The sequence below is a fragment of the Nocardia sp. NPDC004415 genome (assembly GCF_053602435.1).
The window spans coordinates 85,650-99,245 of the sequence record NZ_JBSGDP010000007.1; the positions used below are offsets into that span (position 1 = coordinate 85,650).

Below are 13,596 nucleotides of genomic sequence, written 5' to 3' on the forward strand. Positions count from 1 at the left end.
GCGGTTCTCGGCCGCCTTGATCTGGACTGACCAGAGGGTGCGACGAAGGAGTACCCGGCGGGAGGGAAGATCAAGGGAACAGGCCGGGAACCCGCGGCGCCAGCCGCAAATGTCACGGCAGTGGCATGACGCGGACCACCGTGGTGGTGATGCCGCCGACCACGAACCACAACCGCAGCGTCAGGCGCCCGCCCGCGTCGCCGGGTTCGTAGCGCGCGCGCACGGTGATGTGCTCGCGCGCCAGCACCGGCGCCACGTACTCGATGACGGCGCGGTGCGGCCCGGCGACGAGCTTCGGATAGTCGACCAGGTACTGCTCGACCGCCTGCCAGTAGCAGGCGTTGTTGACGTGGTTGTACTGGTCGATGTCGGTGGCGCGGATCGGGAACGGCAGATCGGCGTCGGATTCGCGCGGCGCCGGATCGGTGAGATAGGGCCGCCAGCGCAGCCGGTGCTCGTCGGTGGAACGCGCCAGATAGGCCAGGCCCTCGTCGCTGATCCGGGAGGGCAGGTTGCTCGACTCGCTGAGGTTGATCCAGAAACCCTCGGTCTCGATCAGCCCGCCGCCGTCGCTGGTGATGCGGGTGCGCATGTTCGTCCACCGGGTGGACATGCTCGAGCACCAGCGGGTCAGGTGCACCTGGTCGGGCCAGACGACCGGGCGCACCACGTCGATGACGGTGCGGCGCACGATCCAGGTGGGGTCGGTGAGGTGCAGTTCGGTCCGGTGCAGTTCGTCCCAGGCGATATCGGACAGGTAGCGCGCCACGGCGTCGAAGCGCAGCCGGTGATAGGGATCCACATCGGCGGCCCGGACGGGCCACGCCGCGGCGAAACCCATGCCCTCCTGGGGAAGCGGGGCCAGTGGCCGATCGAGTGACACGTGTGCTCCTTGCACGGCTCACCGGGTGCGCCGCGACTTCTTGCGTAGTTCTGCACACGACTTTACGGGGCGCAGATCACACCCTCACGCGGAGCCGGGTGAAGTGGTACCGGGTCGCGCTCGTCGTACATGACAGAGCCGTCCGCCGCCGGGTAGCCTGCTGGGATGGCCGGCGGGGCGATGGCGGGCTCGATGTTCGGGCGCTATGAAATGCGAAGGCTCCTCGGAGTCGGCGGTATGGGGGAGGTCTACGAGGCCTACGACACCTCCAAGAATCGCACTGTCGCCGTGAAGGTGCTCAATCGTGAGCTGGCCGGGGACCCGGTCTATGTGCAGCGTTTCCGCCGTGAGTCGCACGCGATGGCCAGTGTGCAGGAGCCGCACGTCATCCCGGTGCACGACTGGGGCGAGGTCGACGGTGTCCTCTACATCGACATGCGCCTGGTCAAGGGCACCGATCTCAAGGATCGCCTGCAACGCCACGGCAGGCTCACGCCCGGCGAATCGGTCCAGGTGGTGGAGCAGATCGCCGCCGCGCTCGACGCCGCGCACGAGATCGGCCTGATCCACCGCGATGTGAAACCGGCCAATATCCTGCTCACCGGCGGCATGTTCGCCTACCTGGTCGACTTCGGCATCGCGCACGCCGACTCCGACCCGCAGCTCACCAGCACCGGTAGCGCGGTCGGCTCGATGGCCTACATGGCCCCCGAACGTTTCGAGGACGCCCCGCTCACCGCCGCGGTGGACACCTACGCGCTCACCTGCGTGCTCTACGAATGCCTGGTCGGCCGGGTGCCCTACCCGGTGAACAGCCTCGCGGGCGCGATCGGCTCGCATCAGATGGCGCCGCCGCCGCGGCCCAGCGCGGTCGACCCCGGGCTGTCGTTCTTCGACGCGGTGATCGATCGCGGCATGGCCAAGCGCCCGCAGCAGCGTTTCCGCACCACCGGTGACCTGGCCAGGGCCGCCCGCGCCGCGCTCGTGCAGGCCGAGCGGGCGGCGCCGAGTACCGCGCCCGGCCCGCAGATCGCGGCGGTCACGACGTCCGGTCCGGTCACCGGCGCGCGCCCGGTCGACCCGGGCCCGCCGCCGCCCACCGTGTCGGGTCCGCAGGTGGTGGTCGATCCGGCGGTCCCGCCCGCCCAGTGGACTCCGCCGCCCGGTTACCGCACCACCGGTCCACAGGGCACCCGCGCGGGCGGCTACACCCATCCCTCCGCGCCGCTGCCGCTCCCGCCGCAACGCAACTCCTCGACCCCGATCCTGGCCGGTGCCCTCGGCGCGCTGATCGTGGTCGCGGCGGTGGGCGCGGCCGTGTGGGTGATGCTCAGCCTCGGTGACGACACCGGCACCGTCGCCGATCCGCCCCCGGGACCCCCGTCGGTCGTGCAGCCCACCGACGTGGGCGACGACCAGACCGCGCCGACCACCGAGATCACCCAGCCGCCGCCCACCCCGGCCGTCACCACGGTGCCGCCGTTGCAGTCGAGCGTGACCGGCGCCGACGGCCAGGGTTTCCGCACCGGCGGGCCGCGCTGCAACGACAACGACGCCGCGATGACGATCGCGCGTACCAGCGGGTCGCGGGTGGTCATCTGCCACACCGGCGACAACCGGTACTACTACAAGGGCGCCAGGGCCAGCGACGGTCTCGGCATCGAACTCGACGACCCGCTGCCGACCGGCGGTGGCGGTTTCACCGCGACCAACCCGGTCGACGGCACGCAGTACCACCTGACCCCGGGCGGTCTCACCATCACCAAGGACGGTCAGGAGCTGGTCAGCGAGACGATGCTGGAATTCGCCCATCGCTGACCCACGGCCGGGATAGGTTCGGCGAGAGCAAGTCAACAGAGAGGTTTCGCTATGCGTGCAGCACAGGTCGGCCGGCTGGAGGGTCCGTCGGCGATCGAGATCGTCGATCTGCCCGAACCCGTGGCCTACCCCGGTGGTGTCCTGATCGACGTGCACGCGGCCGGTATCGCCTTCCCCGATGTGCTGATGACCCGCGGCCTCTACCAGATGAAGCCGGGCCTGCCCTTCGTCGTCGGTGGCGAGGTGGCCGGAGTGGTGCGCGAAGCGCCCGCGGAGTCCGGGCTGGTCGCCGGTGACCGGGTCGCCGCGCTGACCATGCTCGGCAACGCGGTGGCCGAGGTGGCCGTCGCGCCCGGCAACGCGGTGTTCAAGCTGCCGGACAATGTCTCGCTCGAAGCCGGTGCAGGCATTCTGTTCAACGATCTGACCGTGCACTTCTGCCTGACCAAGCGCGGCAGGCTGGCCCCCGGCGAGACCGTGCTGGTGCACGGCGCGGCTGGTGGCATCGGCACCTCCACCCTGCGCATGGCCAAGGCGCTGGGCGCGGGCCGGGTGATCGCGGTGGTGAGCACCGAGTCCAAGGCCCAGGTGGCCAAGGCCAACGGTGCCACCGATGTGGTGCTGGCCGAGGGCTGGCTGGCCGCGGTGAAGGAACTCACCGACGGGCGCGGGGTCGACATCGTGCTCGACCCGGTCGGCGGCGACCGCTTCACCGACAGCGTCCGGTCGCTGGCCGGTGGCGGCAGACTGCTGGTGGTCGGCTTCACCGCGGGCGAGATCCCGACGGTGAAGGTGAACCGGCTGCTGCTCAAGAATGTCGAGGTCGTCGGCGCGGCGTGGGGCGAATGGGTGATGAGCCACCCCACCTACCTGGCCGAACAGTGGGCCGAGGTGGAACCGCTGCTCGCCTCGGGAGCGATCCCGGCGCCCGAGCCGGTGCTGTACCCGCTGGACAAGACCGCCGAAGCCGTCGCGGCGCTGGACGAGCGGACCGCGACCGGCAAGGTGGTCGTGCGGCTGCGCTGAGTCCTTGTCGGTGGTGGGCGGTAGCGTCGCGCTCGTCGCCGCGTCGTCGAAGGGGAGTCGCATGCCGCTGTCGAATCGGGTGCTCAACCGCACCCTGCTCGCCCGCCAGCACCTGCTGGAGCGCTCGCCCCTGAGCACCGCGCGGATGTGCGAACACCTGGTCGGGTTGCAGGCTCAGGACGTGCCGCCGCCGTTCATCGGATTGTGGAGCCGGACAGCCGATTTCGATCCGGCGACGGTGTCGTCGGCCCTCGACGACCGGTCGCTGGTGCGGATCACCTTGATGCGCGGCACGATCCACCTGGTGACGCCCGCCGACGCCGTGCGGATCGCCCCGCTCATCCAGCCGGAACTGGAGAAGGTGCCGCAGCGCAAGGGTTTCAACTACGGCGCGATGGTTGGCCTGGACTTCGACGAGCTGCGCGCCCACGGTGAACAGGTCCTCGGTGACGAGCCGATGCCGGTGGCCGACCTGCGCGCCGAGGCCGCCCGCCGCTATCCCGACCGGGACCCCGGCGTGGTGGTGCAGACCTGGCTGTATCAGTTACCCGTCCTGCAGACCCCGCCGCGCGGGCGCTGGCGTGACAACAGCAGGCCGGTCTGGTCACGGGTACAGCCGTGGCTCGGCGTCCCCCTCGACCCGGACTACCCGGTCGCCGAGCTGATCCTGCGCTACCTGCGCGCCTTCGGCCCGGCCACCACCATGGACATGCAGACCTGGTCGCGTCTGCCCGCCATGAAGAAGGCCGTGGCCGAACTGGGCGAGCGCGTCCGCACCTACACCGACGACCGCGGCCGCACCCTCTACGACGCCGCCGACCTCGAGCTCGCCGACCCGGACCTGCCCGCGCCGGTGCGCCTGCTCGGCTGGTACGACAACGCCCTGCTCTCGCATCAGGACCGCGCGCGGGTGGTCCCCGAGCCGGAGGTGTCCCCGCCGCGCGCGGCGAGCACCATGGTCTCGCCGGTGCTCGTCGACGGGTTCATGGCGGGTCTGTACAAGGTCTTCGTGAAGTCCGGTGTCGCCCGGCTGCGGATCAGCCCGACCCGGAACTGGACGAAAGACGAAGCGGCACAGGTGGAGTCCGAAGCGGCTGCGCTGCTGGCCTTCCTGGAATCGGAGTCCGAGCCCCACGTCGAGATCCTCGCGCCAGGTGCCGACCTGCGCCCCTGACCACGTGAGGCTTGACCGCGTCGGTGGTCCGGTGTGAATACCGCTCAGCGCTGTTCGCGATAGGCGGGTGCCTTGGCCGTGCCGGTGGGGGTCAGCGTGCGCAGCAGCGGCATGGTCCGCCGGGCCACCACCGTCGACAGCACGATCACGCTGTGCGAGCGCACCACCGACCCCGTGCGATCGATACTGAGCAGCACCGCCTGCAATCCGGCGTGCGAGTCCGCGCCGATGCGGCACAGCACGTCACCGGAGCCGGTGGTGGCATAGGCCTCCAGCACACCCGGGATCGCGGCCAGCTCTGCGCTCACCGCGTCCAGCGCGCCCTGCGCGATCTCCAGGGTGACGAAGGCCTGCACATCGAACCCGGCCGCAGTGACATCGAGCTGCGGATCGTAGGAGGCGATCACGCCGGACTCCTCCATCCGGTTGATCCGCGCCTGCACCGTCGCCCGCGCGACCTTGGTCCGGCGGGACAGTTCCAGGATTCCGGCCTTCTGGTACCGGTGCATCGCGTCGAGGATCGCGAGATCGAGTTCGTCCAGTTTCGCTGGCGTGCGCATCGGCTGACCTCCGTGCTCCGGCGCGATCGGGTGCTATTCAAATTGTCCACCATCGGTGCCGGTTCGGTGGCTTCTCGTGTCAGCATGTCCAGACTCAGGTGATGTTGTTGCCCAGGTGCGGGCGGTCGAGTTCTCCTTGGTCATGACCATTGAGCAGCAGCTCGTCGGGCTGATCGAGCACGACGACAGTGTCGATCCGTTTCCGGTGATCGGGTGGGACGCGCTGGTCTGGGTGGTGGGCAACGCGACCCAGAGCGCGCACTTCCTGCAATCCGCCTTCGGCATGCGGCTGGAGGCCTATTCGGGGCCGGAGACCGGCAACCGCGACCACAAGGCGTTCGTGCTGCGCAGCGGGGGAGCGCGGTTCGTCATCACCGGCGCTGTCGACCCGGACAGCCCGCTGGTGGCCCATCACGACCGGCACGGCGACGGCGTGGTCGACATCGCCCTCGAGGTCCCCGATGTCGACCGCTGCATCGACTGGGCGCGCGCGCACGGCGCCACGATCCTGGTCGAACCGCACGACGAGAGCGACGAATTCGGCACCGTCCGCTCGGCCGCGCTGGCCACCTACGGCGAGACCCGCCACACCCTGATCGACCGGTCCGGCTACTCCGGGCCGTATCTGCCCGGCTACATCAGCCGCACCTCCACCCGCGCCCCGCGCACGCACCGGCTCTTCCAGGCCATCGACCACGTGGTCGGCAATGTGGAACTCGGCATGATGGACCGCTGGGTCGAGTTCTACCGCGGTGTCATGGGATTCACGAACATGGCCGAATTCGTCGGCGACGACATCGCCACCGAGTACTCGGCGCTGATGAGCAAGGTCGTCGCCAACGGCAACCATCGCGTCAAGTTCCCGCTCAACGAACCGGCGGTGGGCCGCAAGCGTTCCCAGATCGACGAATACCTGGAGTTCTATCGCGGGCCCGGCGTGCAGCACATCGCGCTGGCCACCGCCGACATCCTCGCCACCGTCGACGCCCTGCGCGCGGAGGGCGTGGAGTTCCTGGCCACCCCGGACACCTACTACGAGGACCCGGAACTGCGCGCCCGCATCGGGCACGTGCGGGTACCGGTCGAACAGTTGCAGCGCCGGGGCATCCTGGTCGACCGCGACGAGGACGGCTACCTGCTGCAGATCTTCACCCGCCCCCTCGGCGACCGCCCCACCGTCTTCTTCGAACTCATCGAGCGGCACGGCTCACTCGGCTTCGGAAAGGGCAATTTCAAGGCGCTGTTCCAGGCCATCGAACGCGAACAGGAGGCCCGCGGCAATCTGTGAGTGCCGCCCGGCAGCCACTACAGTTCATGGCATGCGGATCCCCTCGGCGATCATCACCGGCATGGCCCTGGCTGTCGTGCTGACGTCGTGCGGATCGGGGGGCGACTCCGATGCGCCGACCGGCTCGATGCGACCACCACCGAAGGTGGCCTCGCTCGGCCCGTTCGTCGGCGAGTGCGGTCACGTCACCGACGCCGAGGTGCGCGACCTGGCCGGCCTCGGCACCATCTCGCAGGTGTTCAAGAACGCCACCGGATGCAGTTACCAGGGCTCCGGAATCGCCGGTCCCAGTGTGACCTTCGCCTCCTATCGGGGCAGCCCGATCGACCGCGAGAAGGCGTGGGTCTCCAACGTGGGGCGCCCGCCGGAGACGATCGATGTCGGCGGCCGCCCCGGCTTCCAGGCGCTCTCGCCCGAGGGTGACATCTGCGACCTGGCGATCCAGCTCGACGACGACTTCTTCGAATGGTCGACCAACAACGGCGTCTTCGCGGTCGGCGGCAACCCGTGCGACAAGGCCAGGAAACTGGCCGAGCTGACCGTGGGACGGCTGGGGTGAGCGCCCGGCGCGCGCTGACCGCGGTCGCGCTGCTGTGCGCGGTCGCGCTGACCGGCTGTGGCAACAAGGTCGAGGGCAACGCCCAACCGGTGGGCAGCGGTGGTGGCGGCGAATCCATCAACACCGACTTCGACAAGCTGCTGCGCGAATGCGAAGTCGTGGCCAAGGACAAGATCGGCGTGATCGTCGGCGACGCCAAGAGCGTTTCGCCCGCCTTCAGCGGCGCGGTCTGCATGTGGTCGATCGCCGACGCCCCCGGCGGCGAGGCCATGGCCACCCTGAACTGGTACGAGATGGGTACGCTGAACAACGAGAAGACCACCAACGACAAACTGGGCTACCTCACCGGCGACATCACCGTCCAGGGCCGCAGGGCCCTGCAGGTGCGCAGACCGAACGACAACGACTCCTGCGGTGTCACCGCGCCGGCCGCCGATGTCGGCGTGGTCGGCTGGTGGATCAACTACCGGCCGGGCTCGGCGCACCCCGATCCGTGTGCCGGGGCGCAGAAATTGGTCGAGCTGACCTTGGATCTGGCCCGGTAGCAGCCCGGATGGCGCACCCCGCTTTGACCCGGATTCGGGCACGCGGGTATCGTGGATCCCTGTGCCCGGATTGCTACGGGCAAGTTCGTGCGTGAACGTAGGCCAGCGAGAGCGGCCGGTAAGTTCCAGCGTGCCCTGAAAAGGGGCCCTGACCTGCGCGCGACACGCCCGACCGCGGGTCAAAGGAAACGTGGCTGGACGTGCAGGTTAAACGTCGACCAACACCAAAGGGTCCCTGCGCAGGCGGGGATGAGCCAGAAAGCCGGTATATGCCAACCATCAACCAGCTGGTCCGCAAGGGTCGTCGCGACAAGGTCTCCAAGACCAAGACCGCGGCCCTGAAGGGGAGCCCGCAGCGTCGTGGCGTGTGCACCCGCGTGTACACCACCACCCCCAAGAAGCCGAACTCCGCGCTGCGTAAGGTCGCGCGTGTTCGCCTGACCAGCGCAGTCGAGGTCACGGCGTACATCCCCGGCGAGGGCCACAACCTGCAGGAGCACTCGATGGTGCTCGTTCGTGGCGGTCGTGTGAAGGACCTCCCCGGTGTCCGCTACAAGATCATCCGTGGCTCGCTGGACACCCAGGGTGTGAAGAACCGCAAGCAGGCCCGCAGCCGCTACGGCGCCAAGAAGGAGAAGAGCTGATATGCCACGCAAGGGCCCCGCACCCAAGCGTCCGCTGATCAACGACCCGGTCTACGGGTCGCCGCTGGTCACTCAGCTGGTCAACAAGATCCTGCTGGACGGTAAGAAGTCCACCGCAGAGCGCATCGTCTACGGTGCCCTCGAGCAGGCGCGTGAGAAGACCGGCACCGATCCGGTCGTCACCCTCAAGCGCGCGCTGGACAACGTCAAGCCCGCCCTCGAGGTCAAGCCCCGCCGTGTCGGTGGCGCCACCTACCAGGTGCCGGTCGAGGTCCGTCCGGGCCGCGCCAACACCCTGGCGCTGCGCTGGCTGGTCAGCTACTCCCGCGCCCGTCGCGAGAAGACCATGGTCGAGCGCCTGGCCAACGAGCTCCTCGATGCCAGCAACGGCCTCGGCGCTTCGGTGAAGCGTCGCGAGGACACCCACAAGATGGCCGAGTCCAACCGGGCCTTCGCGCACTACCGCTGGTGATTGCCGCCCGGCCCGTCGCTCGTGTCGGCGCCGGAAGGCTCACAGTCGTGAGTGGCACTTCGGTGCCGCTTCCGGCGTTGACATAGTGACGACCCGAACCAGGGTCGTACCAGAGAATCCCAACTAGCTACGAGCGGGGAAGATTTCCGTGGCACAGGACGTGCTCACCGACCTGAACAAGGTCCGCAACATCGGCATCATGGCCCACATCGATGCGGGCAAGACCACCACTACCGAACGCATCCTGTTCTACACCGGTGTGAACTACAAGATCGGTGAGACGCACGACGGCGCGTCGACCACCGACTGGATGGAACAGGAACAGGAACGCGGCATCACGATCACCTCCGCGGCGGTGACGTGTTTCTGGAACCAGCACCAGATCAACATCATCGACACCCCGGGCCACGTGGACTTCACCGTCGAGGTGGAACGTTCGCTGCGTGTGCTCGACGGCGCCGTGGCCGTCTTCGACGGCAAGGAAGGTGTCGAGCCGCAGTCCGAGCAGGTGTGGCGTCAGGCCGACAAGTACGACGTGCCGCGTGTCTGCTTCGTCAACAAGATGGACAAGCTCGGCGCGGACTTCTACTTCACCGTGCAGACCATCAAGGACCGCCTCGGTGCCAAGCCGCTGGTCATCCAGCTGCCGATCGGCGCGGAGGACACCTTCGAGGGCATCGTCGACCTGGTCGAGATGAACGCCAAGGTGTGGACCGGCGAGACCAAGCTGGGCGAGAAGTACGAGGTCAAGGAGATCCCGGCCGACCTGCAGGAGAAGGCCGAGCAGTACCGCCAGGAACTGCTCGAGACCGTCGCCGAGTCGGACGAGGCGCTGCTGGAGAAGTTCTTCGGTGGTGAGGAGCTCACGATCGAGGAGATCAAGGGCGCCATCCGCAAGATGACCATCGGCTCCGAGCTCTACCCGGTGCTGTGTGGCTCGGCGTTCAAGAACAAGGGCGTGCAGCCCATGCTCGACGCCGTCGTCGACTACCTGCCGTCCCCGCTGGACGTCGAGTCGGTCGAGGGTCACCTGCCCGGCAAGGAAGACGAGGTCGTCACCCGCAAGCCGAGCGCCGACGAGCCGTTCTCGGCGCTGGCGTTCAAGATCGCGGTGCACCCGTTCTTCGGCGAGCTCACCTACGTCCGCGTGTACTCGGGCAAGGTCGACTCCGGTGCCCAGGTCGTCAACTCGACCAAGGGCAAGAAGGAGCGTCTGGGCAAGCTGTTCCAGATGCACTCCAACAAGGAGAACCCGGTTCCCTCGGCCTCGGCGGGTCACATCTACGCCGTGATCGGCCTGAAGGACACCACCACCGGTGACACCCTGTCGGACCCGCAGAACCAGGTCGTCCTCGAGTCGATGACGTTCCCGGACCCGGTCATCGAGGTCTCCATCGAGCCCAAGACCAAGTCCGACCAGGAGAAGCTCGGCACCGCGATCCAGAAGCTGGCGCGCGAAGACCCGACGTTCTCGGTCAAGCTCGACGCCGAGACCGGCCAGACCGTCATCGGCGGCATGGGCGAGCTCCACCTCGACATCCTCGTGGATCGCATGAAGCGCGAGTTCAAGGTCGAGGCGAACGTCGGCAAGCCGCAGGTGGCCTACCGCGAGACCATCACCAAGAAGGTCGAGAAGCTCGAGTTCACCCACAAGAAGCAGACGGGTGGCTCCGGTCAGTTCGCGAAGGTCATCATCGCGGTCGAGCCGTTCGTCGGCGAAGACGGTGCGACCTACGAGTTCGAGAACAAGGTCTCCGGCGGTCGCGTGCCCCGTGAGTACATCCCGTCGGTCGACGCGGGTGCCCAGGACGCCATGCAGTACGGCGTGCTCGCCGGCTACCCGCTGGTGAACCTGAAGGTCATCCTGCTCGACGGCGCGTACCACGACGTCGACTCCTCGGAAATGGCGTTCAAGATCGCGGGCTCGCAGGCCCTCAAGGAAGCGGCCCGCAAGGCCGGTCCGGTGATCCTCGAGCCGCTGATGGCGGTCGAGGTCACCACGCCCGAGGACTACATGGGCGATGTGATCGGCGACCTCAACTCCCGCCGTGGCCAGATCCAGGCCATGGAGGAACGCAGTGGTGCCCGTGTCGTCAAGGCGCTGGTTCCGCTCTCGGAGATGTTCGGTTACATCGGTGACCTGCGGTCGAAGACCCAGGGCCGGGCGAACTACTCCATGGTGTTCGACTCCTACGCTGAGGTTCCGGCCAACGTGTCCAAGGAGATCATCGCCAAGGCGACCGGCGAGTAATTCGCTTGCCGGAGCCGAGTACGCTTGGCTCCGGCAACCGGGCGTCAGCACGACCCCCCTTATTAACCGCACTGCTGCAAAAAAGCACGCACTAACTAGTCCAGGAGGACCACAGTGGCGAAGGCGAAGTTCGAGCGGACGAAGCCCCACGTCAACATCGGCACCATCGGTCACGTCGACCATGGCAAGACCACGCTGACGGCTGCCATCACCAAGGTGCTGGCCGACAAGTACCCGGATCTGAACGACGCGTTCGCGTTCGACCAGATCGACAAGGCGCCGGAGGAGAAGGCTCGTGGTATCACGATCAACATCTCCCACGTCGAGTACCAGACCGAGAAGCGCCACTACGCGCACGTCGACGCCCCGGGTCACGCCGACTACATCAAGAACATGATCACCGGTGCCGCCCAGATGGACGGCGCGATCCTGGTCGTGGCCGCCACCGACGGCCCGATGCCGCAGACCCGCGAGCACGTGCTGCTCGCCCGTCAGGTCGGCGTGCCCTACATCCTGGTCGCGCTGAACAAGTCGGACATGGTCGACGACGAGGAGATCCTCGAGCTCGTCGAGATGGAGGTCCGCGAGCTGCTGGCTTCGCAGGAGTTCGACGAGGATGCCCCCGTCGTGCGCGTCTCCGGCCTGAAGGCCCTCGAGGGCGACGAGAAGTGGGCCGAGTCCATCGTCGAGCTCATGAACGCCGTCGACGAGTCGATCCCGGACCCGGTCCGTGAGACCGAGCTCCCCTTCCTGATGCCGGTCGAGGACGTCTTCACGATCACCGGTCGTGGCACCGTCGTCACCGGTCGCGTCGAGCGCGGCATCGTCAACGTGAACGAGGAAGTCGAGATCGTCGGCATCCGTCCGGACAAGACCAAGACCACGGTCACCGGTATCGAGATGTTCCGCAAGCTGCTCGACCAGGGCCAGGCGGGCGACAACGTCGGTCTGCTGGTTCGTGGCATCAAGCGCGAAGATGTCGAGCGTGGCCAGGTCGTCGTGAAGCCGGGCACCACCACCCCGCACACCGAGTTCGAGGGCCAGGCGTACATCCTGTCGAAGGACGAGGGCGGCCGCCACACCCCGTTCTTCAACAACTACCGTCCGCAGTTCTACTTCCGTACGACTGACGTGACGGGCGTTGTGACCCTGCCCGAGGGCACCGAGATGGTCATGCCCGGTGACAACACCGAGATGTCCGTCAAGCTGATCCAGCCGGTCGCCATGGACGAGGGCCTGCGTTTCGCGATCCGTGAGGGTGGCCGCACCGTCGGTGCCGGTCGCGTCACCAAGATCATCAAGTGAGTCTGTAGACCCACTGACACCGCAACGGCGTCGCTCCTCCGGGAGCGGCGCCGTTCGGCGTTTTCCATGGATACCGGAATGACCGCACCGGAACCCTGAGCACCGCAACGGTTTCCGTAGCGGAGTGGGTGTCAGTCCGAGGTCGGGCGGACCCGAACGCTGACCTGGCCGCGCTCGTTGCGGCGGGCGACGGCGTGACCGGTGTGTTCGACGCCGTTGATGCGCAGGATGATCGGCGCACCTTCACCGAGGAAATTGCGCCACCAGGACTTCTTGTCCGGCAGGGCGACGCCGATGATGTAGTCGTCGCCCGAGCGGCGGTAGTTGACCGGCGTGGTGAAGGTGCGGCCCGAGCGGCGGCCCACATAGCTGACCTGAGCGAAGGCTTTTCCGAGGACACCGCCGATGACCGGGGCCTCGGCGAGCGCGACCACACCCGCGTTCATTCCCTGGACGGCGCGGCGCAACAGTGATTGCTGACTCAACGGCTTCTCCTGCCTGATGGTGAACGATATCGTGCCGGTCACGGTACCGAGCGTTCATGGCAGCGCTCTGAGAGTTCGCGGGCGCCGAGACAGTCGCGCGCTCAGCGAATCCGGGCGCCGTAGACGTGCTCGACGGTGAGTGTCATCAGGACCCGGCGATCCGACACCATCACCTCCCGGTATTCGGTCCAGTCCGGGTGTTCGCCCGCCGCGGCACGGTAGTAGTCGACGAGGGCCTGGACTTCCGGGCCGTCCGGGTCGGTACCGGGGCCGGTCAGCGTGACGCTGCCCTCGGCGGTGGCCCAGGCCCACCCGTCGGCGCTGGTCACCTCCAGGGCCGCGCGCGGGTCGCGGCGCAGGTTCACCGTCTTCGCCCGGCCTTCGGTCATCGATACGTAGATCAGCCCGGCCGTGCTGTCGAAATACGGTGTCACCGGGGACAACTGGGGCAGCCCGTTCTGTTTGATCGTCGCTAGCACACCGAGCCGGGCCTCGGCGAGCAGCGCCCGCGGATCGAACTTCTCTTCGGACACAGCGCATCTCCTCCTGGTCGGGGCCGTGCATGGACGAACGGTGCCGCCCCCCG

14 protein-coding genes are annotated in these 13,596 nt (G+C 67.8%); 10 read left to right on the plus strand and 4 right to left on the minus strand.

Annotated features, from left to right (window positions below; genetic code table 11):
* Positions 1–112: 112 nt before the first annotated feature.
* A complete protein-coding gene (locus ACWEMY_RS05530; protein WP_452389010.1) occupies positions 113–883 on the minus strand; it encodes an acyl-[acyl-carrier-protein] thioesterase in 771 nt (256 codons plus the stop codon).
* 210 nt (positions 884–1,093) lie between these two features.
* Between ACWEMY_RS05530 and ACWEMY_RS05535 the strand changes: the two genes are divergently transcribed.
* The 3 genes from ACWEMY_RS05535 to ACWEMY_RS05545 all read left to right on the plus strand — a co-directional run bounded on the left by ACWEMY_RS05535 (position 1,094) and on the right by ACWEMY_RS05545 (position 4,901).
* Entirely contained in the window at positions 1,094–2,701 is a 1,608-nt protein-coding gene (locus ACWEMY_RS05535) for a protein kinase domain-containing protein (protein ID WP_452389037.1), read from the plus strand.
* 51 nt (positions 2,702–2,752) lie between these two features.
* On the plus strand, positions 2,753–3,727 hold the full coding sequence (locus tag ACWEMY_RS05540; protein WP_452389011.1) for an NADPH:quinone oxidoreductase family protein: 975 nt from the start codon (positions 2,753–2,755) through the stop codon (positions 3,725–3,727).
* A gap of 61 nt (positions 3,728–3,788) precedes the next feature.
* Positions 3,789–4,901 (plus strand): winged helix DNA-binding domain-containing protein, encoded by a 1,113-nt coding sequence (locus ACWEMY_RS05545; protein WP_452389012.1) that lies wholly within the window; start codon positions 3,789–3,791, stop codon positions 4,899–4,901.
* Between the two features lie 44 nt (positions 4,902–4,945).
* On the opposite strand, the gene ACWEMY_RS05550 is transcribed toward ACWEMY_RS05545, so the two are convergent.
* Entirely contained in the window at positions 4,946–5,461 is a 516-nt protein-coding gene (locus ACWEMY_RS05550; RefSeq protein WP_452389013.1) for an Lrp/AsnC family transcriptional regulator, read from the minus strand.
* 142 nt (positions 5,462–5,603) lie between these two features.
* On the opposite strand from ACWEMY_RS05550, the gene hppD reads away from it, so the two are divergent.
* The 7 genes from hppD (at position 5,604) to tuf (ending at position 12,525) form a co-directional block, all read left to right on the plus strand.
* The gene (gene hppD / locus ACWEMY_RS05555; RefSeq protein ID WP_452389014.1) at positions 5,604–6,749 is read left to right on the plus strand and encodes a 4-hydroxyphenylpyruvate dioxygenase; all 1,146 of its coding nucleotides are present in this window, start codon (positions 5,604–5,606) and stop codon (positions 6,747–6,749) included.
* 31 nt (positions 6,750–6,780) lie between these two features.
* Positions 6,781–7,308 (plus strand): DUF3558 domain-containing protein, encoded by a 528-nt coding sequence (locus ACWEMY_RS05560; RefSeq protein WP_452389015.1) that lies wholly within the window; start codon positions 6,781–6,783, stop codon positions 7,306–7,308.
* The gene (locus tag ACWEMY_RS05565) at positions 7,305–7,853 is read left to right on the plus strand and encodes a DUF3558 domain-containing protein (protein WP_452389016.1); all 549 of its coding nucleotides are present in this window, start codon (positions 7,305–7,307) and stop codon (positions 7,851–7,853) included. The genes ACWEMY_RS05560 and ACWEMY_RS05565 overlap by 4 nt, the downstream gene beginning before the upstream one ends.
* A 269-nt stretch (positions 7,854–8,122) precedes the next feature.
* Positions 8,123–8,497 carry a 30S ribosomal protein S12 gene (rpsL, locus tag ACWEMY_RS05570; RefSeq protein ID WP_019049359.1) on the plus strand — a complete coding sequence of 125 codons (375 nt, stop codon included), beginning with the start codon at positions 8,123–8,125 and terminating at the stop codon, positions 8,495–8,497.
* 1 nt (position 8,498) lies between these two features.
* On the plus strand, positions 8,499–8,969 hold the full coding sequence (rpsG, locus tag ACWEMY_RS05575) for a 30S ribosomal protein S7 (protein ID WP_019049358.1): 471 nt from the start codon (positions 8,499–8,501) through the stop codon (positions 8,967–8,969).
* Positions 8,970–9,117: 148 nt separating this feature from the next.
* Positions 9,118–11,220, plus strand: coding sequence for an elongation factor G (fusA, locus tag ACWEMY_RS05580; protein WP_375930146.1), 2,103 nt, complete (start codon positions 9,118–9,120; stop codon positions 11,218–11,220).
* Positions 11,221–11,334: 114 nt separating this feature from the next.
* The gene (gene tuf, locus ACWEMY_RS05585; protein WP_375930145.1) at positions 11,335–12,525 is read left to right on the plus strand and encodes an elongation factor Tu; all 1,191 of its coding nucleotides are present in this window, start codon (positions 11,335–11,337) and stop codon (positions 12,523–12,525) included.
* Positions 12,526–12,656: 131 nt separating this feature from the next.
* On the opposite strand, the gene ACWEMY_RS05590 is transcribed toward tuf, so the two are convergent.
* Together ACWEMY_RS05590 and ACWEMY_RS05595 are read right to left on the minus strand one after the other, a co-directional pair.
* Positions 12,657–12,971: a nitroreductase/quinone reductase family protein gene (locus tag ACWEMY_RS05590; RefSeq protein WP_375935484.1), complete on the minus strand. Its 315-nt coding sequence runs from the start codon at positions 12,969–12,971 to the stop codon at positions 12,657–12,659.
* A 140-nt stretch (positions 12,972–13,111) separates the two neighbouring features.
* Entirely contained in the window at positions 13,112–13,543 is a 432-nt protein-coding gene (locus ACWEMY_RS05595; protein WP_452389017.1) for a PPOX class F420-dependent oxidoreductase, read from the minus strand.
* Positions 13,544–13,596: the final 53 nt, after the last annotated feature.